The 26,473-nt window shown below is 40.2% G+C and carries 29 protein-coding genes; 20 read left to right on the top strand and 9 right to left on the bottom strand.

Going from position 1 to position 26,473, the window contains the following annotated elements:
• Positions 1–48: 48 nt before the first annotated feature.
• A complete protein-coding gene (gene brnQ, locus MOJ78_RS15395) occupies positions 49–1,404 on the bottom strand; it encodes a branched-chain amino acid transport system II carrier protein (RefSeq protein ID WP_304978217.1) in 1,356 nt (451 codons plus the stop codon).
• A gap of 340 nt (positions 1,405–1,744) precedes the next feature.
• Between brnQ and MOJ78_RS15390 the strand changes: the two genes are divergently transcribed.
• The 5 genes from MOJ78_RS15390 (at position 1,745) to MOJ78_RS15370 (ending at position 7,860) form a co-directional block, all read left to right on the top strand.
• A complete protein-coding gene (locus MOJ78_RS15390; protein WP_304978216.1) occupies positions 1,745–2,887 on the top strand; it encodes a cysteine desulfurase family protein in 1,143 nt (380 codons plus the stop codon).
• Between the two features lie 6 nt (positions 2,888–2,893).
• Positions 2,894–4,102, top strand: coding sequence for a tRNA uracil 4-sulfurtransferase ThiI (gene thiI / locus MOJ78_RS15385; protein ID WP_304978215.1), 1,209 nt, complete (start codon positions 2,894–2,896; stop codon positions 4,100–4,102).
• 100 nt (positions 4,103–4,202) lie between these two features.
• Complete coding sequence (locus MOJ78_RS15380; RefSeq protein WP_304978214.1) at positions 4,203–4,391, top strand: alpha/beta-type small acid-soluble spore protein; 189 nt, start codon at positions 4,203–4,205, stop codon at positions 4,389–4,391.
• Between the two features lie 169 nt (positions 4,392–4,560).
• Positions 4,561–6,150, top strand: coding sequence for an acyl-CoA synthetase MbcS (gene mbcS, locus MOJ78_RS15375; RefSeq protein ID WP_304978213.1), 1,590 nt, complete (start codon positions 4,561–4,563; stop codon positions 6,148–6,150).
• Positions 6,151–6,267: 117 nt separating this feature from the next.
• Positions 6,268–7,860, top strand: a complete 1,593-nt coding sequence (locus MOJ78_RS15370; protein ID WP_304978212.1) for an amidohydrolase — start codon at positions 6,268–6,270, stop codon at positions 7,858–7,860.
• Positions 7,861–7,892: 32 nt separating this feature from the next.
• Here MOJ78_RS15370 and MOJ78_RS15365 read toward each other — a convergent pair whose 3' ends face one another.
• Positions 7,893–8,690, bottom strand: coding sequence for an NAD kinase (locus tag MOJ78_RS15365; protein WP_304978211.1), 798 nt, complete (start codon positions 8,688–8,690; stop codon positions 7,893–7,895).
• Between the two features lie 261 nt (positions 8,691–8,951).
• Here MOJ78_RS15365 and sppA point away from each other — a divergent pair, with 261 nt between their 5' ends.
• The 7 genes from sppA to MOJ78_RS15330 all read left to right on the top strand — a co-directional run bounded on the left by sppA (position 8,952) and on the right by MOJ78_RS15330 (position 14,970).
• The gene (sppA, locus tag MOJ78_RS15360; RefSeq protein WP_304978210.1) at positions 8,952–9,956 is read left to right on the top strand and encodes a signal peptide peptidase SppA; all 1,005 of its coding nucleotides are present in this window, start codon (positions 8,952–8,954) and stop codon (positions 9,954–9,956) included.
• A 10-nt stretch (positions 9,957–9,966) separates the two neighbouring features.
• A complete protein-coding gene (locus MOJ78_RS15355) occupies positions 9,967–10,461 on the top strand; it encodes an RDD family protein (protein WP_304978209.1) in 495 nt (164 codons plus the stop codon).
• An 89-nt stretch (positions 10,462–10,550) separates the two neighbouring features.
• Complete coding sequence (locus MOJ78_RS15350; RefSeq protein WP_304978208.1) at positions 10,551–11,246, top strand: DUF2953 domain-containing protein; 696 nt, start codon at positions 10,551–10,553, stop codon at positions 11,244–11,246.
• On the top strand, positions 11,194–11,739 hold the full coding sequence (gene ytfJ / locus MOJ78_RS15345; protein WP_304978207.1) for a GerW family sporulation protein: 546 nt from the start codon (positions 11,194–11,196) through the stop codon (positions 11,737–11,739). The genes MOJ78_RS15350 and ytfJ overlap by 53 nt, the downstream gene beginning before the upstream one ends.
• A gap of 160 nt (positions 11,740–11,899) precedes the next feature.
• A complete protein-coding gene (gene tpx, locus MOJ78_RS15340) occupies positions 11,900–12,400 on the top strand; it encodes a thiol peroxidase (protein ID WP_304978206.1) in 501 nt (166 codons plus the stop codon).
• A 201-nt stretch (positions 12,401–12,601) separates the two neighbouring features.
• A complete protein-coding gene (locus MOJ78_RS15335) occupies positions 12,602–13,591 on the top strand; it encodes a class I SAM-dependent methyltransferase (protein ID WP_304978205.1) in 990 nt (329 codons plus the stop codon).
• Positions 13,592–13,776: 185 nt separating this feature from the next.
• Positions 13,777–14,970 (top strand): acetate kinase, encoded by a 1,194-nt coding sequence (locus tag MOJ78_RS15330; RefSeq protein WP_304978204.1) that lies wholly within the window; start codon positions 13,777–13,779, stop codon positions 14,968–14,970.
• Between the two features lie 84 nt (positions 14,971–15,054).
• Here MOJ78_RS15330 and MOJ78_RS15325 read toward each other — a convergent pair whose 3' ends face one another.
• Complete coding sequence (locus MOJ78_RS15325) at positions 15,055–15,570, bottom strand: DUF3231 family protein (RefSeq protein ID WP_304978203.1); 516 nt, start codon at positions 15,568–15,570, stop codon at positions 15,055–15,057.
• 168 nt (positions 15,571–15,738) lie between these two features.
• Between MOJ78_RS15325 and MOJ78_RS15320 the strand changes: the two genes are divergently transcribed.
• Both MOJ78_RS15320 and MOJ78_RS15315 read left to right on the top strand, forming a co-directional pair.
• The gene (locus MOJ78_RS15320; protein WP_304978202.1) at positions 15,739–16,572 is read left to right on the top strand and encodes an EcsC family protein; all 834 of its coding nucleotides are present in this window, start codon (positions 15,739–15,741) and stop codon (positions 16,570–16,572) included.
• 18 nt (positions 16,573–16,590) lie between these two features.
• Complete coding sequence (locus tag MOJ78_RS15315; protein WP_304978201.1) at positions 16,591–17,103, top strand: MogA/MoaB family molybdenum cofactor biosynthesis protein; 513 nt, start codon at positions 16,591–16,593, stop codon at positions 17,101–17,103.
• A 246-nt stretch (positions 17,104–17,349) separates the two neighbouring features.
• Here MOJ78_RS15315 and MOJ78_RS15310 read toward each other — a convergent pair whose 3' ends face one another.
• Positions 17,350–17,664, bottom strand: a complete 315-nt coding sequence (locus MOJ78_RS15310; RefSeq protein WP_304978200.1) for a hypothetical protein — start codon at positions 17,662–17,664, stop codon at positions 17,350–17,352.
• A 163-nt stretch (positions 17,665–17,827) separates the two neighbouring features.
• Here MOJ78_RS15310 and MOJ78_RS15305 point away from each other — a divergent pair, with 163 nt between their 5' ends.
• Entirely contained in the window at positions 17,828–17,989 is a 162-nt protein-coding gene (locus tag MOJ78_RS15305) for a hypothetical protein (protein WP_304978199.1), read from the top strand.
• Between the two features lie 237 nt (positions 17,990–18,226).
• Entirely contained in the window at positions 18,227–19,342 is a 1,116-nt protein-coding gene (gene ald, locus MOJ78_RS15300) for an alanine dehydrogenase (protein ID WP_304978198.1), read from the top strand.
• Positions 19,343–19,487: 145 nt separating this feature from the next.
• Here ald and MOJ78_RS15295 read toward each other — a convergent pair whose 3' ends face one another.
• Positions 19,488–20,588, bottom strand: a complete 1,101-nt coding sequence (locus MOJ78_RS15295) for a M24 family metallopeptidase (protein WP_304978197.1) — start codon at positions 20,586–20,588, stop codon at positions 19,488–19,490.
• Between the two features lie 333 nt (positions 20,589–20,921).
• Between MOJ78_RS15295 and MOJ78_RS15290 the strand changes: the two genes are divergently transcribed.
• The 3 genes from MOJ78_RS15290 (at position 20,922) to MOJ78_RS15280 (ending at position 23,544) form a co-directional block, all read left to right on the top strand.
• The gene (locus MOJ78_RS15290; protein WP_304978196.1) at positions 20,922–21,602 is read left to right on the top strand and encodes a metal-dependent hydrolase; all 681 of its coding nucleotides are present in this window, start codon (positions 20,922–20,924) and stop codon (positions 21,600–21,602) included.
• A 300-nt stretch (positions 21,603–21,902) separates the two neighbouring features.
• Positions 21,903–22,148: a hypothetical protein gene (locus tag MOJ78_RS15285; protein ID WP_304978195.1), complete on the top strand. Its 246-nt coding sequence runs from the start codon at positions 21,903–21,905 to the stop codon at positions 22,146–22,148.
• Between the two features lie 79 nt (positions 22,149–22,227).
• Complete coding sequence (locus MOJ78_RS15280) at positions 22,228–23,544, top strand: DRTGG domain-containing protein (protein ID WP_304978194.1); 1,317 nt, start codon at positions 22,228–22,230, stop codon at positions 23,542–23,544.
• A gap of 164 nt (positions 23,545–23,708) precedes the next feature.
• On the opposite strand, the gene MOJ78_RS15275 is transcribed toward MOJ78_RS15280, so the two are convergent.
• Positions 23,709–24,005 carry a YtpI family protein gene (locus tag MOJ78_RS15275; protein WP_304978193.1) on the bottom strand — a complete coding sequence of 99 codons (297 nt, stop codon included), beginning with the start codon at positions 24,003–24,005 and terminating at the stop codon, positions 23,709–23,711.
• Positions 24,006–24,270: 265 nt separating this feature from the next.
• Here MOJ78_RS15275 and MOJ78_RS15270 point away from each other — a divergent pair, with 265 nt between their 5' ends.
• Positions 24,271–25,224 (top strand): DHH family phosphoesterase, encoded by a 954-nt coding sequence (locus MOJ78_RS15270; protein WP_304978192.1) that lies wholly within the window; start codon positions 24,271–24,273, stop codon positions 25,222–25,224.
• A 112-nt stretch (positions 25,225–25,336) separates the two neighbouring features.
• On the opposite strand, the gene MOJ78_RS15265 is transcribed toward MOJ78_RS15270, so the two are convergent.
• The 3 genes from MOJ78_RS15265 to MOJ78_RS15255 form a co-directional block, all read right to left on the bottom strand.
• On the bottom strand, positions 25,337–25,519 hold the full coding sequence (locus tag MOJ78_RS15265) for a YtzJ family protein (RefSeq protein WP_304978191.1): 183 nt from the start codon (positions 25,517–25,519) through the stop codon (positions 25,337–25,339).
• Positions 25,520–25,623: 104 nt separating this feature from the next.
• Complete coding sequence (gene ytrI, locus MOJ78_RS15260) at positions 25,624–26,127, bottom strand: sporulation membrane protein YtrI (RefSeq protein ID WP_304978190.1); 504 nt, start codon at positions 26,125–26,127, stop codon at positions 25,624–25,626.
• 3 nt (positions 26,128–26,130) lie between these two features.
• Positions 26,131–26,463 (bottom strand): YtrH family sporulation protein, encoded by a 333-nt coding sequence (locus MOJ78_RS15255; RefSeq protein ID WP_304978189.1) that lies wholly within the window; start codon positions 26,461–26,463, stop codon positions 26,131–26,133.
• Between the last annotated feature and the right edge of the window lie 10 nt (positions 26,464–26,473).

Here is a 26,473-nt window from a genome sequence, read left to right as displayed (position 1 = left end):
CCGATTTTTACTGGAAGACAGTCCTTGTTTCAGCCTTATTCTTAACACTTATGCATTGTTTGGATTTTCGGCGCTGTGTGCAGTATGGGTACGGCTTCTTTCAAACATATAACCGATAATAGCAAGGATCAGGGACGGAACAAGCCAACCAACTCCTTGGTCATATAGCGGAATGTATGTGCTCATCAAATCTGTTACAGGCGTTATATTAAGCTTCATTTGCTTCAATGCATCGAAGAAACTTACCACTCCTGCACCAAGTAAACCTCCGATATATACTTCTCGGTATCCCCCAAATTGACGGTGGAAGAATGAATAAACAATCAATGCGATCGCTAAAGGATAAATTCCAATCAATATCGGTAGTGTCATGTTTATCAACTGGGTTAATCCCACGTTACCAACAGCTGCACTGAATATACAAAGGATTCCGATAATCAAGTTGTACGATACGTTCGGCATTAATTTGTTGAAAAACTCTCCACAAGCTGTTACAAGTCCAATTGAGGTGGTTAGGCATGCAAACGTAATCGCCAAAGAAAGAAGTACAAGTCCTAATTGACCGTATAAAACCTCAGCAGCCCCAGTTAAAATAGCTCCGCCGTTATCGGTGACGCCAATAACATTTCGACTCGTTGCACCAATATAGGCAAGTGAGAGGTAAACGAGTGCTAGTCCGCTAACAGCAATAAGCCCTGCTTTGGTCGTTGATTTTGCAATTTCCTTTCTATCCGTCACACCTCTGGATTTCACGGCATTAATGACAACGATTCCAAAAACAAGTGCTGCAATGGCATCCATTGTAAGATAACCATTAATGAAACCTGTAAAGAATGGATTCGATGCATAATCCCCTTTTGGAATAGAGGGGGTGCCCATTGGGTCAACGATTCCCTTAACAACGATTAAGCCAATAACCAAAATTAAGATCGGTGTTAAAACCTTACCGATCCGATCGACCAATTTTGTCGGATTAAGTGAGAACCAGAAGGTAATTCCGAAAAATACAATTGTATAAATAAGCAGCGGTAGTCCATTTTCATTCATCACATCTGGAAGAAATGGAGTTACACCGATTTCGAATGCGACAGTCCCCGTTCTAGGAATTCCAAATAAAGGTCCAATTGCTAAATACATGATAGTTGAAAAGATAATTGCAAATTTAGGATTTACACGTCCTGCTAACTCTTTTAATGTACCCCCGGTTAAACCAATGGCAATAACCCCTAGTAATGGCAAGCCGACTCCTGTGATTAGAAATCCAATTATTGCAATCCACACACTGGTTCCAGCGCTTTGACCGAGAGAGGGTGGGAATATCATATTTCCAGCTCCAAGAAATAGAGCGAACATCATTAATCCAATCGTTAAGGTTTCTTTCGTTGATAGTCTCTTTCGTTCCATGATGCTACCTCCCATTAATAGAAGAAAAATTAGTGTCTTCTCTGAAATCGGTTAAATCTTAACATAAACTTCTGCCAAAATAGACACTATATACAAAAGTTTTAAGATTGTTTTAATTACAAAGATTTTGCGAACTCCTGAATTCTCTATTTAACGGTGAAATATTCTTGAATATAGAAAAATGCATTTAATTTATAATACAGGGGAAATAAGCATCTTATGCAAAGTTTTGTCGCATAATGTCGATATGTAACGAAAATAAGTGTTTGGTTTGGAATCATGATTAGTTGTGATAATATTAAATGATGCAAATTAATGTCTTTTAAAGGGGTAAAGGCTGATGATTTATTTTGATAATAGTGCAACTACAAAACCTTTTCCTGAGGTACTGAAAACCTACGTAACCGTTTCTGAAAATTATTTCGCGAATCCATCCTCAATCCATCGTCTCGGTAGTGAGGTTGAACGTTTGCTTTCGAAAGCACGCATGCAACTCGCGCAATTGATTGGAGTAGACCAAAACGAAATCATATTTACATCTGGTGGTACAGAGGCGAACAACTTGGCAATCAAAGGTATCGCTACCCGTCACCATACCCGTGGGAAACATATCATTACGACAGAGGTTGAACATGCTTCTTGCTTTGAGGCATTCAAACAACTAGAAGACATTGGTTTTGATGTCACTTATTTATCAGTGGATCAGAACGGTCGAATATCAGCTGAAGATGTCGAGCGTGCCTTGCGGGATGATACCATCCTTGTTTCGGTAATGCATGTGAATAATGAAATTGGAACAATCCAGCCCGTCCAAGAGATCGGCGAGCTTTTAAAACAATATCCTAAAACATTTTTCCATGTCGATCATATACAAGCTATCGGAAAAGTTCCTTTACAGTATAAACATTCAGGTATCGACTTATGTTCCTTTTCCAGTCATAAGTTTCATGGGCCAAAGGGTGTCGGTTTTTTATATGTCCGAAAGGGTGTCTCACCTTATCCATTACTGGCTGGGGGAGCACAGGAGCGAAATTTTCGAGCTGGGACTGAAAATGTTCCAGGAATCGTAGGGATGACGAAAGCACTTCGTTTGACCTTTGAAAAAGCTGAAACGAACATGGGTAAAATGAAGGAGCTAACGTCGTATCTAAGAGAACAGCTAAACGACATGGAGACGACCTGCATCAACACCCCGGAAAATGAAAGTGCTCCTCATATCTTGAACTTTTCAGTACCTGGGATTAAGCCAGAGGTACTGATTCATGCTCTTGAGGAAAGAGAGATCTATGTTTCCACCAAATCTGCCTGTTCTTCTAAATCCAATGACATTAGTCGTGTTCTTGAAGCAACAGGTCATGACTACGCTCGTGCGAGCAGTGCAATCCGAATAAGCTTTAATTTTGATAATACATTACAAGAAGGACAACGATTCGTCGAGTATTTATCGGAAGTAATTTCAAATTTAAAGAAGGTAATGAGGTAATAGTATATGATTTACGATCACATCATCGTCCGTTATGGAGAACTCTCGTTGAAAGGGAAAAACCGTCATATTTTTGTAAACCGTTTAAAGGAAACCATAAAGAAAAAACTGAAAAGCTTTCCAGATGTACAAGTCAATAAATCATTTGATCGGATGTATATCCTATTAAATGGACAGGAACACGGCGCAGTGATTAAGAAATTGCAGGAAGTGTTCGGGATACAAGGTTTAACACTAGCCATTAAATGCAGCCTCGATCTTGACGTTATTAAGGCGACGGCATTAAGTGCTCTTGAAGAGGCAGGTCCACATGTGAAGACCTTTAAAGTTTCCACAAAGCGTAATTTTAAACAGTATCCACATGATTCACAGGAACTGAACCATTTAATTGGGGGACATGTCTTAAGAAATACAGAGAACATTACGGTAGATGTTCATCATCCGGACGTAGAAATAAAGGTTGAAATTAAACCTGAAGCTACCTTTATTAGCTGTTTAGATTATCCAGGAGCAGGTGGGCTTCCGATCGGTAGTAGCGGAAAGGCTATGCTGATGCTTTCTGGCGGGATTGATAGCCCTGTTGCAGGTTATCTTACGATGAAGCGAGGCGTAAGGGTTGAAATGGTTCATTTTCACAGTCCACCATTTACGAGTGAGCGAGCGAAACAGAAGGTGGAAGACCTGACAAATGTACTTACCCGCTATGGCGGAGGGATCAAACTACATGTTGTTCCATTTACTGATATCCAAAAAGCAATCCAAAAGCAAATCCCAGATAATTACAGCATGACGGTGATGAGACGATTTATGCTGCGAATAACGGAACGACTCGCATTGAAAAGTGAGGCGTTAGCGATTGCAACAGGTGAAAACCTTGGGCAAGTGGCTAGTCAAACACTCTCAAGTATGCACACGATTAATCAAGTTACGAACCTGCCGATTATTCGGCCGTTGGTCACAATGGACAAAATAGAAATCATCGACATTTCACGCAAGATCGATACGTATGATATATCAATTCGCCCATACGAGGATTGTTGTACCGTCTTTTTACCATCTGCTCCAAAAACAAAACCAAATCGGGAAAAAGCCAATCGATTTGAGCAAAATATGGAAATTGAAGCATTGATCGATCAAGCAGTTGAGAATACGGAAACAGTTTTCTTTTCCGAAACTGATAGTGAGCAAAGAGATACGTTTGATGACCTTCTTTAACAAGGAAGTTCAATAAGGAATCTTATCAACATTTACCACGGCAAGTACGGTATGATTTTTGTCTACTTCCACACCCTATTGGTACAAGGAGGTGACTACAATGCCAAACAACAACAAACTTCTTGTTCCTGGAGTTCAACAAGCAGTTGATGCTATGAAAACTGAGATCGCATCAGAATTTGGAGTAAACCTTGGAGCAGACTCAACTTCTCGTTCTAACGGATCTGTTGGAGGAGAAATTACGAAGCGTCTTGTCCAAATGGCTCAACAACAACAACAAGGTCAATAACCTTTAATTTAATATAAATGGATTCTAGCTGCCCGTCTTCAGGGCAGTTTTTTTGCGTGTCAAAAACGATGTAAAGCCGGATTTTAAGCTTTGGAGTTTTCGTTAATGGAAAATTTTCTAAATATTATGTATAATAAAAGTGAAAACGAATACATAGGAGGAATCAACTTTGGCAAACGAAACTTTAATCGCTCCTCAACAGTACAATGCTACACAGGAAATGGAAAATTTCGCAAAGGACCCTTCTCGTTTAGCGATTCGATGGCGTAATGAACAGGGGGACGAGCAACAGATAACCTACAAAGAGATGTTTGAAAAGGTGAATCGGTTAGCAGAATCCTTTCTCTCTCTTGGATTAAATAAGGGAGATCGTGTTCTTGTCATGATGCCGAGATTAATTGACACATACATAGTTTATTTAGCAAATTTAAAAGCAGGACTTGTAGTTATCCCTTGTTCAGAAATGCTGCGCCCAAAAGATTTAAGCTACCGTATTAATCATGGAGAGGCGAAAGCGGTCGTAGCGTACCACCCATATGCACCAATTGTGGATGAAATCGAAGCACCGATTCCGAGCTTACAGTATAAAATTTCAGTTGGCAGTGAAACCGAAGGCTGGACATCACTAGAAAAGCTACTGCTAAAAAAGGATGATACAAAAGAGTTTCCGAAGACGGACCGTAATGATATGGCATTCTTGTCTTATACATCTGGCACGACCGGTCAGCCTAAAGGTGTGGTTCACACGCACGGGTGGGTTTATGCGCATATCCGGACTGCCGCACAATCGTGGTTAGGAATCAAGGAAAATGAAACTGTGTGGGCGACCGCTGGACCAGGCTGGCAAAAATGGATTTGGAGTCCTTTTGTTTCGGTACTTGGAACTGGAGCGACAGGGTTTGTCTATCAGGGAAAGTATGACCCTAATACATACCTTGACCTACTCGATCAATATAAAATCAATGTATTGTGTTGCACACCGACGGAATATCGCTTGATGGCAAAGGTTGATAACCTGACTGATTATAAGCTATCTCACCTACGAAGTGCTGTATCTGCAGGTGAACCTCTTAACAGAGAGGTTATCGATACCTTTCAAAAGTACTTTGATGTTAATGTTCGCGACGGTTATGGGCAAACTGAAAATACATTACTTGTTGGGATTGTTGAAGGGATGGAAATTCGTCCTGGTTCTATGGGGAAGCCAACACCAGGTAATCGAGTGGAGATCATTAATGATGACGGCGAGATTGCCAACGTAGGTGAAGTGGGTGACATTGCTGTCCATAAAGATGCACCGGCCCTGTTCAGAGAATATTTTAAGGATTCAGATCGAACGAAAATGGCGTTTCGAGGAGAGTATTATTTAACCGGAGATAAAGCAAAGAAGGATGAAGATGGATACTTCTGGTTCGAAGGTCGTGGAGATGATATCATTATAAGCTCCGGATACACGATCGGACCATTTGAAGTAGAAGATGCATTGGTTAAGCACCCTTCTGTAAGAGAATGTGCCGTTGTTGCTAGTCCTGATGAGGTTAGAGGTAATATAGTAAAGGCATTTGTCGTACTGAAAAATCAGGTGGATGCCCACTCTGAACAACTGATTCAGGATCTTCAAGATCATGTCAAGCAGCTAACTGCTCCCTATAAGTATCCGAGAAGAATTGAGTTTGTCGATGAATTACCGAAAACGACTTCAGGGAAAATTCGTCGTATCGAACTCCGTATGAAAGAAACGCAATCAACAGTCAACTAAAAGCAGACGTCAGCAAAGGGGATTGACTCAACCGGCTTTCGCCTTTGGGTCATCCCTTTTTGCATGTTAAGAAAGTAGAAATAGTTTATATTTTTATCTTATGTGAGGATGAGAAGAATGAAAACCCTGTGGACAAATGGGACCATTTATACGATGGAAAGAGAAGGTGAAACAGTAGAAGCGGCCTTAGTGGAAAAAGATACGATCATAGCAACAGGATCAAGGGCAGAGCTTGAACGGGAATACGATATCGATACCGTACAAGACCTAAATGGAAATGTTATGTATCCTGGCTTTGTAGACAGTCACCTCCATATGATCGGTCACGGAGAAAAACTTCTGCGTTTGGACCTTTCAAATATAGATTCCGCTGAAGAGATGCGTACCACATTAAAAGAAAGAGTCTATTCAACCCCGGTTGGCGAATGGATCATCGGAGAAGGCTGGAATGAAAATAATTTTATTGATCGGAAGATATTTCATCGTTTTGAGCTTGATGAAATTGCACCCCATCATCCAATGATGTTAACAAGAATTTGTAGACATGCGATTCTTGCTAATACAAAAGCATTGGAGTTAGCAGGGATTAAAGATGATACACCAGATCCTCCTGGTGGTGTAATCGTTAGGGATTCGAATTTATCGCCGACAGGGTTCCTTCTCGATACCTCCCAGGAACTCGTGAAAAATTCCATTCCGAATGTATCGGAAGAATATCTACAACGTGCTCTACAAACATCGGTCAAGGATTTAACCCGACTAGGGTTAGTTGGTGGGCATAGTGAAGATTTAAACTACTATGGGGGATTCGAGCGAACGTATCAAACGTTTTTAAACGTGATTGGAGAAGACCTGATTAAATTCAAAGCCAACCTATTGATACATCATGAAGTAGTGGGAGAAATGCATGAAAGAGGCTACAGGCACGGTGGTGGCAATGGATATGTCGAATTTGGTGCTATGAAAATCTTTGCTGACGGCGCACTCGGTGGCAGAACAGCCTATTTGAGTAAACCTTACAATGACATGCCTGAAACATACGGCGTAGCTATTCATTCACTTACAGAGCTAAAAGAATTAGTACAAAAGGCCCGCTCGAAGCAAATGCCAGTTGCCATCCATACAATCGGAGATCTGGCACTTGAATATGCCTTATTCGCGGTTGAAGAGAATCCGCCTCCTGAAGGTCTTCGGGATCGTTTTGTACACGGGCAGGTTTTACGTCCGGACTTAATTGAGCGATTAAAAAACGTTCCAGTTGTCATTGATATTCAACCACATTTCGTTGCATCAGATTTTCCTTGGGTAATCGAACGGCTTGGTGAGGAAAGAATGGATTACAGCTTCGCTTGGAAAACAATACTTACGGAAGGTATTCCTTGCGCAGCGGGCTCAGATGCTCCGATTGAAACGGCTGATCCACTGCTAACGATATATGCTGCTGTAATGAGAAAAAAATACGGTGAAACGCATGCAGGGTTTTATCCGAATGAAAAATTAACGGTGTATGAGGCGGTCGGGCTTTATACGAAGGGGAGTGCTTATGCTGTAGGAAAAGAAAACAGCATGGGGTTGATCAAAAACGGATTCAGTGCGGACTTTACTATATTGAACGAAGACCTTTTTCAAATAGATCCTGAACAAATCCCGACCGTAAAAGTAGTTAAAACTGTAGTAAATAATGCGATTGTATATGAAAAGCCTGTATGAAGAGAGTGTGTAAGCACCCTCTTCTTTTTTAATCAGAGAAAACTGCGTTTCACTTTATGCCAAAACGAGTTATCTTTAAGTTTAACAGTCTTGATCCGTTTGCCCGATAACTCAATTCGGATAAATTCGTTGTTTCTAATGCTTAGTGCTTCGTTATCCATACCGATGATTGGGGAAGTATTGCCGTCATCGACCATGCGGATTTCCAAAGCTCGCGCACTGCTGAGAATAAAGGATGATCCGAGGGTACGATAGTGATTATTGTTGATAGAAGCCACTTCACTAATCTGCATACAAGAGAGCATCGGGTCAACGATTGACCCGTTTAAAGATTTATTGTAGGCAGTACTTCCTGTTGGAGTTGAAATAACCATGCCATCCCCCTTGAATCTCTCAAAAAATAAATCATCAATGTAGAGGTCGAGGGACAGTGTCTTAATAATTCCAGAACGGATTGAACATTCATTTAAACAGTAAAAAGAAGAATCCTTATCAATTTGAACTTTTATCGTAGGGTAGCGACGTACTTCAATTTGTTCATTCAGCATCGCGTCAAGCATTCCGGAAATATCATCTATGTCAAAGTCACAATAAAACCCTAATTGACCAGTGCTTACGCCAACATATAGAACGTCTTCGAGGAATCCGGTTTTCCGAACTGCCTGCAGAAATGTGCCGTCCCCACCAATACTGGCAATAATATTTGCATCTCGGAAATGATCCACCAAATTAAATCCATAATCAATTGCAATGTTTTTCAACCGGTCTATTTTATCTTGAAGCTGTGTACCTTTTCGATAAAAAAAGTGAATGTTCTTGCGTTCGGGCATTCAAATTCCTCCTCCTTTAACACTACTGATTTTCATATGTTCATCTTCGTTTTATCTCACCATTTTGTCAAATGTGGTTATTACTTTATTCCGAAAATATGGTATTCTTGAACAACGAGCGGTCCTTGCAACGAGCGGTACTTGCACATAAGCTACGAGTTGTACCGAGGAAGCTTACCTTGGAGCATTAACTTGTAGACGCAGGTACAAGATCGCTTGAATACTTTTTGAACAACCTATTTAGCACGAAGGAGGAACACCATGAACGGAAAACGCTGGGCGGCATTAGGGATTGCTGCTGTCTTGTTTGTTGGATCAATCGTAATCAATTTATTATCGTCGGTCGCAGCGAATAATTTTACTGATTTTCAACAAAACATGTTATTTGAAGAAAAGCCTTTTACTGAAAAGATTATCGAAAAAGGAAGCGACAGAAATAAGATTGCTGTACTTACTGTTCAGGGGGTCATCCAGGATACTGGTCCTGCATCCTTTTTTCAAAGCGGGGGTTACAATCATCAACAGTTTTTGGAGATGCTTGAACTTGCTGGAAAAAGTAACGATGTTGAAGGAATCATCATTCAGGTAAACAGTCCAGGTGGCGGGGTTGTCGAAAGTGCCGAAATCCATGACAAAATTACGACAATCCAAGAAAAGCATAAGAAACCCGTATACATATCCATGGGAAGTATGGCTGCTTCAGGAGGTTATTATATTTCTGCACCTGCTGATAAAATATTCGCCCACCCTTCTACACTGACTGGCTCTCTCGGTGTCATCATACAATCGTTGAACTACAGTGAGTTAGCTGAAAAGTTTGGTGTAAAGTGGGAAACGATCAAGAGTGGGATCCATAAGGATATCCTTTCTCCGACAAGGGAAATGACAGAAGAAGAACGTAACATTCTACAATCAATTGTTGATAATTCGTATAACCAGTTTGTTGGGGTCATTTCAGAAGGTAGAGGGATTCCTGCAGAAGAAGTCCGTGAAATAGCTGATGGACGAGTATACGATGGAACCCAGGCTAAAGCTTTAAAACTAGTTGATGAACTTGGTGCTCTTGATGATACGATTAAAACGATGAAAAAGGACCTGGGTAACTCTCACTTAAAGGTGATTCGGTACGAGATGAGCATCGGTTTTGATACACTCTTGAATTTAACGGCTCAAAAAGTATTGAATCCAAATTCTGACCTGCTAGGATTCCAAAAGCTATTCAGTCAGACGAATGCACCACAAATCAAATATTTGTACGCAAAATAGGAGGCTTGCAATGGATCATTCTGTATCAGACAATCATCAACTAACATCAGAACAACCTACTAAGCCGACTAAATCAACTGCTGAATCCGTCGCATATGCAGGGTTCTGGATCCGATTGTGGGCTTATTTGCTCGATTTAATCGTTATTGGTAGTTTGTATCGTATTCTGGTCTATCCGGTTTTTCGTTGGTTTGATTTACCTCTGAATGATGCGAGTATCTTTTCGCTTAAAGTGGTGATGACTACGCTCATCTTTTTTCTGTATTTTGGTTTGTTAACACGATTGTTCGGACAGACTCTTGGGAAAATGGTTTTTGCAATACGTGTTGTAACAAAGGATTTGGACAAGCGTCCACCATGGTTAACGATCATATTCCGTGAGGTTGTAGGTCGTTTTATCAGTAAAGTGACGTGGATCGGCTACTTAATTGCCAGTGTCACTTCTGAGAAAAGAGCTCTACATGACATTTTTGCAGACACAAGGGTAATTCATACACGGAAATAGGTATTCTATAAGACCTGTCAGTGCATAATGCTGATAGGTCTTTTATTTGATTAAATTTCAGTTTTTACGGTAAGACTGAGGTGTGGAAGATGTATTGGATTCTCGGAATCGCTCTATTCTTGCTCGTTATCTTCATCATTGTATTAATAAGCAAAGTCAGGGTTTCGGTCCTATATGCGCATGAATTAGGTAGGGATAATGTCCTTATCAAAGCGCAATTTATGAAGGGGCTTATTCGTTATTCTTGGCAACTCCCATTGGATCAGTCCGAATCTGATGAGAAAGAGGTTCATCTACCTGTTAAAACGAACAAGGGAATACTCAATCAAGACAAAAATTCAGATCAAGACGTTACCGTTGAAGCAGATACGCTTCTTCACAAGATTGAGGATGCTAAAGGGTTGATAGATTCAGTCTATAATCTGGGGAAAATCGTTCGGCGATTCTTCAAAAAGGTTTCCGTTGAAAAGTTTATTTGGGAAAGCAAGATTGGAACTGGAGATGCTGCCTCGACGGGATTATTCTCAGGTTTGTTTTGGACAATGAAAACTAGTACCGTCGGATTTCTAAGCTTTACAACAACTTTTGTTGCGCCACCCACCATTGAGGTCCTTCCGTTTTTTCAAGAGAAAATCCTAAATACAAGATTTGTGTGTATCTTTTCGTTCCGTTTAGGGCAAGTTATATTCGCAGCGTTTCAGGTCGTAAAAAATTGGAAGGGAAGGGAACGTCATGTCAGAACATCCAATCCAGGGTTTGATGCAAACAGCGATGGAAAATATTAAAGAGATGATCGATGTCAATACGATTATCGGCGATCCAGTTGAAACTCCTGATGGAAGTGTGATTTTAACCGTTTCGAAAGTTGGATTTGGATTTGCGGCAGGAGGCAGTCAGTTCAAGGGACCTTCTGAGCAACAATCGCGTGGTGGGTCTCAGGATGGAGATTCTTTACCCTTTGGTGGAGGGAGCGGTGGAGGGGTATCAATCACTCCAATCGCATTTTTAATTGTTAATTCTTCCGGGGTAAAAACCATTCATCTTGATAATAGCACCCACTTATACGAACGATTACTGGATTTAGCTCCACAGGTCGTCAGTAAAATACAAGGAATGTTAAACAACTCGAACCAACAATCCGGTCAACAAACAGGGCAACAAGGGCAACAACAATCAGGGAATCAACAATCCGGTCGAAACCGGAGATCGGGTCGACACCAATATTCAGGAGACCAGAATCAGTCAGAACGAAATCCAAATCAAGATTTTGATTTTTAATTATAGTCGTAAAAAGGTGGTGTCTCTTATAATGAGGCATCACCTTTTTAATTCTTATTATAAATGTTGTTATTCAAAGGACCTTCATGCTTGAAACAATATTCCGTAAAGTTTAAGATTAAGCTTGTCTAGTAAACCTTTATAAAGGAGATGTTCGACAATGGCATCAGTAACGTTTAAAGAAAAGCCGATTACACTGTTAGGTAACGAAGTAAAAGCAGGGGATTCTGCTCCTGATTTTAAAGTACTAGCGAATGATCTATCAGAAGTAACACTTGAGGACACAAAAGGAACTGTTCGTATTCTTACTTCTGTCCCATCCCTCGATACAGGGGTTTGTGATCAGGAAATCCGTCGTTTTAATGAAGAAGCAAGCAGTCTTGATAATGTTAAAGTCCTGACTGTCAGCATGGACTTGCCATTTGCGCAAAAGAGATGGTGTGCGGCTGCAGGAGTTGAAAATGTACAAACCCTTTCCGACCATCGTGACCTTTCTTTCGGGAAAGCATACGGTGTTGCAATTGAAGAGCTACGTCTTCTAACTCGTGCTGTTTTTGTTGTTGATAGCAACAATAAAGTGACGTATGTTGAGTATGTTAGTGAAGCAACGAGCCACCCAGATTATGAAGCAGCACTTGAAGCTGCAAAATCAGCTAACTAAAAATGTTCGAAAAAAAGGCCGCGTTTGAGGGGTCTTTTTTTACACGTTAAGAAAGTATAAATACTTTCTATAGTATAAGAGCAACTACAGCTCTCCTTCGCTTAAAGCTCGGCAATCGCCGAGTTTTCTTTATGGATTAGTTTGGGATTTTTTATGGATTTGATACAATGAGCTAAGAAGATAGTATAGGAGGATTTTGGGATGCCTGATTTTCAAAAAGTCGAAGCCTTATATGAGATGCTACATCATACAGCAACGATTCTTTCTAAGAAAAATAATGCATCATACTTGGATGCATTGATTGAAACCGGTGAAAACCTTTTGCAAGGTGGTTTACCCGATACATTCGATAAGGATACAACCGAGGAGTTAATCTCCCACTATAAAAAGATTTCATTAGAGGATCTAACCAAAGAAGAAATTCGCAAGGGATATCAACTGGCCATTTTAAAAGGAATGCAAAAGAGCGTACAATCCCAGCATGCGATGACGCCAGATGCTGTGGCAATGTTTATGGGCTACCTCGTAAACAAAACAATTCCCAATAAAGAACGAGTAACATTACTCGATCCGGCTATTGGAACGGGGAATCTTGTTTCAGCAATAATCAATCAGTACAACAAGCCCGTATTCAGTTACGGTGCCGAGGTCGATGAAACTCTGATTAAGCTAGCCTATGTAAGTATGAATGCTCAGGAACAAGACATTCAGCTCTATCATCAGGACAGTTTACAGCCATTGATGATTGACCCGGTGGACATAGTTATATCCGATCTTCCAGTCGGCTATTATCCAGATGATCGAACCGCATCGAACTATCAAGTGAGAACCGAGACAGGACATTCGTATTCACATCACTTGATGATTGAACAAGCACTGAATCATGCGAAAGAGGGTGGTTTCCTGTTCTTCTTAATTCCTAACTTCATATTTTCTGGTGATGAAGCGAAGAAGTTGAATCACTATTTAAAGGAAGAAGCCGTTATACATGGTTTACTTCAATTGCCCTTGACCATGTTCAAAAAGGAAGAACACGCTAAGAGTATTTTCTTTTTACAAAAAAAGGGGGAAGGGGTTCGTCCGCCAAAGGAAGCGCTTATGGCAGAATTACCTAGTTTTTCAGAACCGAAAGCACTACAGAACATCATGGGGAAAATTGATAGTTGGTTTAAGGGTTCTTTTAATGGATAACTTAGAAGTGAAACGCCGATCTTGCAAAATCGTATCAAAAGTTAATGAATGAAAACGAATTCAAATCTGAAAATAAAGAATATCAAGGGTAAACGCTTTCCAGCCTTGCAGTTCACGTGCTTCTGGTGGTTTAATGGTAGAAGGTTTTGGGTACATGAACTTGGACGACGAAGGAGATGTCGATAATGAATAAAATCCTGGCAATCAATGCCGGAAGTTCATCACTGAAATTTCAACTGTTAACAATGCCTGAAGAAGACGTGATTACAAAAGGTCTCGTTGAACGGATCGGGCAGTCAGATAGTATTTTTACGATTGAGTTCGAAGGCCGAAAGCAGAAAGAGACCTTTGATATTCCTGATCATGCTGTTGCGGTACAAATGTTGTTAGATAAATTGATCCGCCACAACATTATTGCTTCGTATGACGAGATTGAAGGTATTGGACACCGTGTCGTACATGGAGGAGAAAAATTTAATGATTCTGTATTGATCACGGACGAGGTTATACAGGAGATTGATGAGGTTTCTGAGCTTGCTCCGCTTCATAACCCCGCAAATATTATAGGAATCAAAGCGTTTAAGGAAATCCTTCCTGACGTACCGGCTGTCGCTGTTTTTGATACAGCATTTCATCAGACGATGCCTGAACAATCGTTTTTATACAGCCTTCCTTATGATTATTATAAAGATTTCGGGATTCGGAAATATGGCTTTCATGGAACGAGTCATAAATATGTTTCACAAAGATGCGCAGAATTGCTCGGTCGACCGATTGAACAGCTTCGCCTCATTTCATGTCACTTAGGAAACGGTGCGAGCATCGCCGCTATTGAAGGCGGAAAATCAATTGATACGTCAATGGGCTTTACACCTCTTGCAGGAGTTACGATGGGAACTCGTTCCGGTAACATCGATCCTGCCTTACTCCCTTATATTATGCAGAAAACAGGAAAGACTGCAGAGGAAGTACTACAGGTGTTGAACAAAGAAAGTGGACTGCTTGGAGTTTCAGGATTTTCAAGTGACCTTCGAGATATTGAGGAAAAAGCAGAAGCAGGAAATGAACGGGCGCTGTTGGCACTTGAGGTTTTTGCAGGTCGTATCCATAAATATATCGGGTCATACGCATCTAAGATGCATGGAATTGATGCGATTATTTTTACAGCAGGTATTGGTGAAAACAGTGATGTGATACGTGAACGAGTTTTAAAGGGGTTAGAATTCATGGGTGTATACTGGGATCCTGCGCTAAACAAAGTACGTGGAAAAGAAGCGTTTATCAATTACCCTCATTCACCTGTAAAAGTTATGATCATCCCTACAAATGAAGAAGTCATGATTGCACGAGATACGGTAAAAATGGCTCTGAATCAGTAATATCGGGAACGACAAAATAATAAACCACTTACTCAAAAAATTGAAAAAGCCCATCTCTTTTAAATGAGGTGGGCTTTTTGGTTATCAGTCGTTATTTTCTCTATCTTTATGAAGCGGCGGCGGTATTAACCAACCTTTTTCTTTATTGATTTGTAATAACCTAGCACCCATTTGGGCCTTTTTTGCATGGAATTGTCCAAACATTAATGCAATATCTTCTCTAATACACTGGCCGATAACACCACTATCAGCAACTAGACCTTGTGCAATGTCTTTTGATATGGCCATTGCAACTTCAGGATCATTAATACGGGCACCTACAGGAATACTTTCAGTGTTTGCTTCTGATCGTTCCGGAGGGGAAGGTGGGAGAGCAACTTGATTTTTCTTTAAAATGGACTCAACTTCTTCAATAGCGGGTTTTAGAAGATTTTTTATTAAATCTTCAATAAATCTTTTTAAATCTTCGTCACCTGCATGATTGTAATATACTTGATAAGCAACAACGGAACTCTTGGCAGTGGATAAAGATGTCCATAATCCGATAACCTCTCCATAATGTAATGGCTCTTTTTTGGGGTTTCCACTAAACATACCCATATTTATAACCTCCTTTTATTTACAGTTAGTATTTTAAGTTATAAGGAAAAAATGATTCGTGGAAAATTTAGGTCGTAGCATTGAACCTTTCGAAATGCATTATTTTGAGTTTTAAAATCAATATGTATTTTTGCTATAATAAAGGAAATGCAGGAGGTGTTGTTTTTAATGAATTGGACAAACAATGAACAGCGAGTTTGGTCTGAAATAGAGAAGTGGGAACAGGAATATTTTACATACTACCCTTCAGATTTTAGTAATACGTATGATAAATGGTTCGATGATGCCTTCGGAAAATTAACACCAGCATATAAGAACAAAGCGCTTCAAACTGTAGATAATCTGCTTTTTCACCTGCACTCAATTCTTTTGAATGCTCAGTTTCAGCAGGATACTAAAGAGCGGATTCTACTGTCTGTACAGGCGATGAATAAGGATATTGAGGTCTGGGAGGATTTAAAGCATTGCAGGATTGAACAATTGCGTTATATCGCTCAACATCAGGTTGCGAAGCATCGGCTAATATCCTTCGCACAAGGAGGGTTAAGCGGTGCAGGTGGAATCCTCTTTCTCGGACTGGATATCCCTGCAAGTATTGCTTCGCATTTACGTTCGATTCAGGTTATAGCTCTTTCGTATGGTTTTGCGATCAATGAACCGTATGAAACGATGCTATCATTAAAAGTTTTCCATGCAGCAACTTTACCTCAGCAACACCAACGCCATGCATGGGATAAATTGATGGATGAGCTATCGGACCAACAATTGAATCCATACTTTTTCGAGTCAGAAGAAGTTGTGGCGGATAATCGCTGGATCAGACACTTAGTGAGCTTAATCGGTAAGGGTATGGTGTTGTTCATGCTGAGAAAGAGGCTGATTCAAGGCATACCGATAATGGGAATGGTTTATGGAGCGGCAACCAATTATCAATTGTCACGTCAAATCACCGATTTCGCTAATCAGTTTTATCAAAAACGATGGTTGTTGGAGAAGGACTAAAAAAGGGATGTTGTCGATATGAGTGTAGAAGAACATAAGAGGCAAGCGCCTGATCATGTATCCGCTATGGTTATTACGGTAAGCGACACACGTACCGAACAAACAGATAAAAGTGGAGGCTGGATTATAGAGAAACTCCAATCAGCAGGCCATTTTACGGTCGATTATGAAATCGTACAGGATGAAGCGATGTTAATCTCAGAAACAATTCGTAAGGGTGCTGCTGATCGTCGGGTTGATGTTATTCTAGTCAATGGCGGAACGGGAATTTCCAGACGTGATGTAACCGTTGAGGTGGTTACTGAACTTCTTGATAAAGAAATTCCAGGATTCGGTGAACTGTTTCGAATGCTCAGTTATACGGAGGATATTGGTTCTGCAGCAATATTGAGCAGAGCGATCGCAGGGGTGTATGACAACACGGCGGTCTTTGCGATGCCTGGCTCTACGGGGGCAGTTAAACTCGCAATGAATAAGTTGATTTTGCCGGAGATAGGTCATGTAGTAAGGGAAATTAGAAAAGACCTTTGAGAGTTCCTCATAGGTCTATTTTTTCGTTCGCAAAACGGTATTAAAATGGAATCAGTGATTGGGCTTTTTTTCAATTTTTGCCCGGCGTGTTTTACCGTAATTTGTAAAATTACTCATAAATCTAAATTTTCACATATAATTGATTTTTCCCTCATAAAATCGAAAAATCCCCATGAAAAGTAATTTTTTCATATGTTTTGAAACTTCCTCAAAAACGGGCATGGAACCTCATTCCTGGTAAGAATATTAATGGTGAACTTTTAATGAAACATGGTTTTGGGTTCGATACCAAATCCATAGGTCATTTATAACTGAGGCAAGGTCTGCAATATCTGAATTCAATTGGCATGAACGTTCAAAATTTTCTTCTGCATTCAATTGCTCTTGTTTGTTGTTTATTTCTTCTTCAATATCCTTTATCCGATCAGGAATCGTACCACGAATACTTTCCCACTTCGAAAGGATGGATTCCTGTGTATATTTAGAGTAATCTTCCCATGTATCTTCAAGCTCTGGAAGCTTAATTCCTAAACGATTATCATAAACGAATGAACAAGTCATTAAACAATTCCCCCTATACAGGTACATTGTACAAAAAATCACACCAACGTTCCATCACAAACCTTCATCTAACTGAAAAAATTCCGATATTTGGGACAAATACAGATAAAAAGTGCACACATACTAAAAAAGAACATATTGAAACCCTGAAGGAGGAATACCTATGCCACATCAATCGAAAAAGCCAGAAAGTTATAAATATGATGCAAAAGGTGAAATAGCTGTTCAACAACAAATTATGGAATCCTATCAAAGTGGTGTAATTGAACAAGGCAATGAGCATCAAACATATGAGAATAAGCGAGATCAAAATAAACTTCAATAAATGTTGATAACCACTGTGCTCTCGGGGTCAGACTCGTATACCATTTATAAGGTCTGACTCCGTACCATTTATATGGTACAATTCCATTGGATTCGATTGTCTGTCTGTTACATTTCTGATTGGAAAACTTTCCTCTTTTTCTTTTGTGTAATTGGTGTTATCTTTATAATGGCAGTCACTTAGAGTGAATAAATGTCAGAAATATTGAAGATTTGTTTGATTTAGGAGGTCGCAATAATGCGTATAGGAGTACCAAAGGAAATTAAGAATAACGAAAACCGTATCGCGATGACCCCTGCTGGTGTGGTCAGTCTTGAAACAGCAGGTCATCAAGTATATATTGAGCGAGATGCAGGACTTGGTTCCGGGTTTACGAACGAACAGTATCAAGAGGCGGGAGCAGAAATTGTTGAAACTGCTTTAGAAGCGTGGAGCATGGAAATGGTCATGAAAGTAAAAGAACCATTGAAAGAGGAATTTCAATATTTCCGTGAAGGTCTAATTTTATTTACATATTTACACTTAGCAGCGGAACCTGATCTCACTAGAGCATTAATTGATCACAAAGTAACGGGTATCGCATACGAAACTGTACAATTACCTAACCGTAGTCTTCCATTACTTACACCGATGAGCGAGGTTGCAGGAAGAATGTCAACCCAAATAGGAGCACAATTCCTCGAAAAGCCTCATGGCGGAATGGGGATTTTACTCGGTGGGGTACCTGGAGTGAAGCGCGGAAAGGTTACGGTGATCGGTGGCGGAGTTGCAGGAACAAATGCAGCAAAAATCGCCGTAGGTCTCGGTGCAAGCGTAACTGTTCTTGATTTGAATCCAGAGCGTTTACGTCAATTAGATGATATTTTTGGTTCGGATATTAACACGCTCATGTCTAATCCATTGAATATTTCAGAAGCTGTGGTTGAATCTGACCTTGTTATTGGTGCAGTGCTTATACCTGGTGCCAAAGCTCCAAAGCTTGTGAGTGAGGAAATGATCAAATCGATGAGAAAGGGCTCTGTACTCGTTGATATTGCAATCGACCAAGGTGGGATTTTTGAGACAACGGATCGTATCACGACTCATGATAATCCAACATATGAAAAGCATGGAGTCGTTCATTACGCAGTCGCAAATATGCCTGGTGCAGTACCGCGTACTTCTACGATCGCTCTAACAAATGTTACCGTTCCATATGCGTTGCAAATTGCAAATAAAGGCTATGTTGATGCATGCACAAGTAACGAAAATCTCCTTAAAGGGATTAATACACTTGATGGTTATGTCACTTACGAGGCTGTAGCAGAAGCCCACGGTTTAGAATATAAGGATGCCAAAAGTATAATTATATAAAGTAAAAGAAAAACAGGGATGGCCCAGCCAACCCTGTTTTTTGTACGTTAAGAAAGCAAAAAATACTTTCAATAGTATAAGCGCAACTACGACTCTGCTCTCGCCTGAGGGCTTCGGCTATCGCCGAGTTTTCTTTAAAGCTTACCTATTCTATAATCAACAGTTCCTTTGAAAACTTGGTCAGTGTTTCATATCCATCTTTAGTAACGACGACATCATCCTCAATACGAACACCGCCAATACCAGGTACATAAACACCCGGCTCAAGTGTGTAAACCATTCCCTCTTGCATAGCTTCATTGTTCGTGTCACTCATTGAAGGATATTCATGGACCTCGATCCCAAGGCCGTGACCGATCCGATGTAAAAAGTATTCCCCATAACCTTTTTCGGTTATATAGTCTCTTGCAACTTTGTCCAAATCACCGATACGGGTACCTGGCTTACTCATATCCAGCGCCTTTTGTTGTGCATCCTTTACGATGTTATAGATTTCCTTTTGATTGTCATTCATACTTTTGTAGGCTACCGTTCTTGTGATATCAGAGCAATATCCCTTATAAACTACCCCTAGGTCAAATAGGACCATGTCACCTGATTTCAGTGTTCGGTCTCCCGGTTTTCCGTGTGGGAGTGCTGATTTATCACCGAATAACACCATCGTTGAGAATGACATTCCACTTACACCTTTTTTCTTAAGCTCATATTCAATCTCAGCGATGATCTCTACTTCTGATTTACCCTCTGCTAAAGCACTTATGCCGACCTCTACACCAAAATCAGCAAGCTCTGCAGCCTCACGGAGAATTTGTAACTCCTTCTCATCCTTAACAACACGCAATTGGTTTGCACATGCTTCAAAGTCCGTAATCTCAGCTTCAGGATAAATCGATTGAAGTTCCATTGATCGTGCATAATTTAGCTGTTCGCGCTCGATTGCAATCGCATCTGCTTTGTTTCCATTATGTTCGTGCAACTGAGATTTTACTTTTTCCCAAGGGTTTTCGGAATCGTTATAATCGATGATTCCATATTTCCAACCTGCATCTCTAGCTTGGCTGCTTTCCATAGCAGGACAGACGAGAATCGGGTCCTTATCAGGGAAAAGGAATAATCCGAGGAGACGTTCGTGCGGCTGACAATAAAAACTTGAAAAATAATAAACATTAGCTGTCGAGTTCACAAAAGCTAAATTGATGTTTTGATCGTTTAACCAATGTGCTGCATTTTTTAACCGTTGATTCATCATTACACTTCCTTTTTGGTCAATAGGATTATTATTCTGTGTAGGCGTGTTCAAAAATAAACATCACGCCTCCTCTATTGTAAAGGAATATCGACACAGATTAAAGAAAAGCCGTGTAGAACATAACGGTAGTCGGGTAATAGTATGTACGACTTAAATGGAAACCTGTTCGATTTTAAGAATTGAAGCCTTTTTAAGGAGGAAACAAAGTGGAAAAGTCGAACACTCTAATTAGATTCCTATAGCCTAGTTCATTAATGATTTTTAAAAAGGACAAGCTGAAAACCTTCCATTTTAAGTTGTCTCAAAACGATTAAAGGAGAGAGAAAACTCATGAAAGTAACGTATTATGGACACTCTGTGGTTGAAATCAAAGTAAATGGTAAATCTATTTGGATCGATCCTTTTATTACGGGTAATGATCAGTGCCACTTAAATGCAGGTGAAGTCGAGGCTGATGTTATTCTATTGACACATGGACATAATGACCATGTAGGAGATACAGTTGAGATTGCAAAAAAGAATAATTCATTAGTTATCGCACCATTCGAGCTTGCGAATTTTATAGGATCGAAAGGGGTTGATGCACACCCGATGCATATTGGCGGGGCTCATGAATTTGTTTTCGGAAAGGTTAAATTCACACAAGCATTCCACGGCTCGAGCTTCAATGAGGAAGACGGAACAGTCGTATATACTGGGATGCCGTCTGGAATTTTGTTTACTGCAGAAGGCAAAACTGTTTATCATGCGGGTGACACAGCTTTATTTTCTGATATGAAAATGATTGGAGAGCGGAACAGCATCGATGTAGCCTTTTTACCGATTGGTGACAATTTTACGATGGGTCCAGACGATGCTTCAGTTGCTTCAAGCTGGTTGAAGGCGAAGACTGTTGTCCCTGTCCATTATAATACGTTTCCAGTAATCGAGCAGGATCCAGAGGCTTTTGTAGAGAACCTCCATGGTAAAAATGGCCAGGTGTTAAAGTCAGGAGAATCGATTCAGTTGTAGATGATTTTTCTTCTTACTCTTTGATCTATTGCATATCGTTAATACAAGAGGGGGTTCAAAAAGTCCTGAGGCTAACAAGACTACAAATTTGCATTACTTCTGGGCGGTTTTGCACTGAGAACCGCAGGCGCAGGATGTTCGTCAGTTCGACGTGCGCTCTCACGATGTGAGTCAGTTCAACGTTGTCACAGGATGTAACGAATTTAGTTGAACATCCTTTAATGACGCTATGATTTTAGTCGAACTTCCTGTTAAGGGGCTGACGAATTTCTTTGTTACAAAAGATCAGGAGGGAAAGAGATGAAGAATCGAATTTTGTTGTCGTTGTTGCTTGCCATAGCACTTGTTTATTTTGCGGTACCTTTTTTGCCTGAAATGGGGACAGGGATTAGCGCCTGGTTTTCACTTCTTTGGCTAGCATTCGCAATGCTTGTCATCGGAGGGAACTTTTCCACCTTACTATTTAAACGGATTAATGAAAACAAAGAACAAGCCTTGTCAAGAAAACGTGTATCCATTAAACGGAGACGGGTGAGACAATATTGAATGTATAGGTCCTCATTAGTATAATAGGAAAGACTTAGCAAAGGATTACTGATCGGAATATGGAAAGTTTGGTGAAAAAATGCCGACAAAACATGAACAAATTTTAGAACATATTGAGACTCTAGAGATTGGAAGTAAAATTTCGGTTAGACAAATCGCCAAAGCTCTTTCTGTAAGTGAGGGGACAGCATACAGGGCAATTAAGGATGCTGAAAATCAAGGAACAGTAAGTACGATCCAACGGGTTGGAACGATACGTATTGAAAAAAAGCGGAAGGATAATATTGAAAAGCTGACGTTTGCTGAAGTTGTAAATGTAGTGGAAGGTCAGGTGTTGGGTGGAAAGCAAGGACTTCATAAGACACTGAATAAATTCGTAATCGGTGCAATGAAGCTCGAAGCGATGATGCGTTACGTCGACCCTGATAGCTTACTGATTGTCGGAAACCGGACGAAAGCTCATGCTCTCGCACTAAAAGCGGGTGCGGCTGTTTTGATTACTGGTGGATTCGACACGAATGAAAGTGTCACAAAGCTTGCCGACGAGCTTGAGCTACCAGTCATTTCAACTAGCTACGATACGTTTACGGTGGCAACGATGATCAATAGAGCGATCTACGACCAATTGATCAAAAAGGAAATCGTACTCGTCAGTGATATAACGACTCCCGTTTCCAACACTGATTATTTAACGAAAAAAGATTCTGTAGCAACTTGGTATGAGTTGAATAATACGACCGGGCACAGCCGTTATCCGGTCGTAGATCATTCGATGCGAATTGTCGGTGTTGTCACCTCTAAGGACATCATCGGTATTGATCATCATGTTTCGATTGAGAAGGTGATGACGAAAAACCCGATTACGGTAAAAGGAACGACGTCAGTTGCTAATGCCGCACATATGATGATTTGGGAAGGGATTGAATTGCTGCCGGTCATCGATTCGCAGCAGATTTTACAAGGGATCATTAGCCGCCAGGATGTGCTGAAGGCTTTACAGATGATTCAGAAGCAACCTCAGGTTGGCGAAACGTTCGACGATTTGATTACGAGCCATATTCATGAGCTTGATGATGAAGACGATGAGTCCTATGTATGTGAAGTCACACCACAGATGACAAGTTATTTAGGAACATTGTCGTATGGTGTCATGACCACACTTGTTTCAGAGGTTGGAAGTAAGGCATTGAGAAAACAGAAAAAGGGAGATCTTGTCGTCGAGAACATTACCCTATATTTTCTCAAGCCTGTTCAAATGGAAAGTAAGCTTGTCATCCAGCCTAAAATCCTGGAGTTGAGCAGAAGATATGGCAAAGTAGACGTTGAAATTTACCATGGAGGACAAGTTGTCGGAAAGGCATTGATGATGGCGCAATTGATTGATCGGAATCTGTAAGCGGAGTGTATCGGGGAATATTCAGTGTGACTTGGGTAGTTCCGCGTAAAATCAACTACGAAAATGCTAAACTAACTGCGAAAAGCCATTTTGGAGAAAATAAAAGACCACCCGTGAGCAGCTCCATACGGATACAAACTGTTCACGACTGGTCGGCAAAAACATCAGGATTTTTCATTTTCCTCAATTGCATACGGTAAGTAGTGTTTATAGGCTTTATATCCAAGAATAAGGTTGAATACCCCTAGAACAAGGAAGAGGCCACCGATAACTAAATCATATGTCGATTCAAAGATAAACAGCCGGTTTAATCCGAATGAAGTGATGAAAACACCGAGTGCAATGTTGGCCTTGGACTTTGTCCATCTTTTTTCGTAAGGGGCATTCAGTCTCCATTCTTTAATTTTATAAAAGATATAAAAGCTTAATGATACAATGATGATAATCACTAATGCGGGCATTCGAGTTCCTCCATAGCATAGAATCGTTCGATACCCATTGTATAGGACTTTATATGAAAAATCTAGGTGAAGAATTGAACAATAGGTTACATAAAGAGGATGTTCAAAAAGTACCCAAATGATAAACTGCGAATTTCTACGTTCCTCGGTTTTTCCGGTCCTCACGTATTCACAACATACGCTACGGTCCTCAAAACTGTCGCGCCTTGAACTTCTTGTTTCTGATTCGTTTACTTTTTGAACAAACACGTAAAGGAGTTTCAAAATGAAAGAAAAGATCATAAAGAAAATAGAAGAATACGATACAATCATCATTCATCGGCATGTAAGACCGGACCCAGATGCTTTAGGGGCCCAGTGTGGATTATCGGAAATCCTGAAAAAAAATTATCCGGATAAGTCGATTTATGTAGTAGGGGATGAGGATCAGTCATTAACGTTTATGAATCAAATGGACGAAATAGGCGATGATCGTTTTAAAGGTGCATTAGTTATTGTCTGTGACACGGCAAATGAAGCACGTATCGATGATTCAAGGTATTCATTAGCGGAATATATGATTAAAATCGATCATCACCCGAATGAAGATAAATATGGCGATTTGATCTGGGTCGATACGAATGCGAGCAGTGTAAGTGAGATGATTTATGAGTTTTATTTATTTGGGAAAGAGCAACAACAATTTTTACTCACTGAAAAAGGAGCGGAGTTATTGTATACCGGAATTGTCGGTGATACAGGACGGTTTTTGTATTCCAATACAACGGAAAAAACAATGCGGTATGCAGGGGAATTACGGAATTATAACTTCGACACTGCAGAAATTTATGAAGAAATGTATAAACTGCCATTAAACGTTGCCCGTTTGAATGGATATGTCTTGTCCCATTTTCAATACGTTGACCCTGGAGTAGGCTATATCTATTTAACAAAAGAAGTGATGGAAGAGTTTCAAGTAACACCAAGTGAGTCTGCCCTGCTTGTCAATGCTTTTTCAAATGTGGAAGGACTTCGGACATGGGTGTTTTTCGTAGAGGAGCCAGATCAGATCCGAGTTCGGTTTCGCTCGAAAGGTCCTATTGTCAATACGATCGCTGCAAAGTATAACGGCGGAGGCCATCCGATGGCTTCAGGAGCAACTGTTTATACAATTGAGGAAACAGAGCAAATTATACAGGAGTTAATCGAGGCTTGTAAAAAGGAAGATAACAGAAATTAAAAAAGGGGGCTGATTTAGCAAAACCGGGTTGTTCCAAGATCGTAATTTACGATTAGAATCTTGGAGTTACCGGGTTCTATGCTGATTGGCCCCATTTCTCTCTATCAAATTTTTAAGGTTTAATTGGGGTGAACCATGAACCAAGTTCTGTCACTTCCTCTTCGAAGTCAATGTTCAGACTTAATGCTTGCTTCTTGATCATTTCTGCAACTTCCTTCGTTTCAGCGAAAGCAGAATATCCATTACGAAGCTTTTCAACCTTTGCTCGTGCCATTTCCTTTCGACTGATAATCATACACATTCCTCCCCTGTTACGTATTCTTATATCTATTGTATACGATGGACATGCAGTTTGCTATTCATCAAGCCTAAATGTCTCACAATTGTCAAAATCAAACATTATTTAACACGTTCTACATTCAGATCCAGTCGCAGTGTTGTGTAAAGCTGATGATTAACCACTTTAACTTTATACGTTTCGTCATCAATAGGAAACGCTTTGTTTTCCAGTGTCTTAATTAATAGCTGCATGTTTTGGGCAACAGATTCAATATCTTTTGTCAGAACACTATGAAGTTCATTAGTAATACTGTTTTTCAACTTGAGTAAGGGTAGTCCCTTCAGTTCTACTTTTTCTTTGTTTAAAATGACAATTTCAATTTCCTGTATACGTAGCTTTTTTTCGATTTCTTCATTTTTCTGGTCATATTCAGTTTGATAATTCTTGACTTTAAACTTTAAATCCCCAATCTTTTCATCTCGTTTTTTAATTTCTGTTATATAAAATTCCTGTAACCCGCCAAAACTCAATAAAAAGAAAAACCAACCGAGTATGAAGCCGATAATAATTCCGGCAAAAAATCGTTGATATCCTTTGCGTCTATAAAGGGGAGGGATGCGCATCAATTATTCCTCCTGTGTGATCCACTGAATGACGGCCTCTCCAGTATTTGCACCGAGTAATGCCGCAATAATGTAAATGATCTGATTGATTACCTCGACGAACGAACCGCCCCCCAAAAAGTTTCGTTCAAAATGATTGATCGTATCAAATGTACCTCCAATTGCAGCAACGATCGCCCATATTTTCAAACTTTTAGAAAGCTGGTGCATCGATAGGAAGGGAGGTTTTCCTGTTAACATCATTCCAATCGCTCCGATAACACAGCCACCCATTATGATACCGAACGCCACAAAAAAATATATGATGTTTGTTGTAACAAATTCGCGTTCTACCATCGATTAACCC

The sequence above is a fragment of the Alkalihalobacillus sp. AL-G genome (assembly GCF_030643805.1).
GTDB lineage: Bacteria > Bacillota > Bacilli > Bacillales > Fictibacillaceae > Pseudalkalibacillus.
Note: the sequence above shows the minus strand (reverse complement) of the source record. Positions and strands in the feature narration are given on the sequence as shown.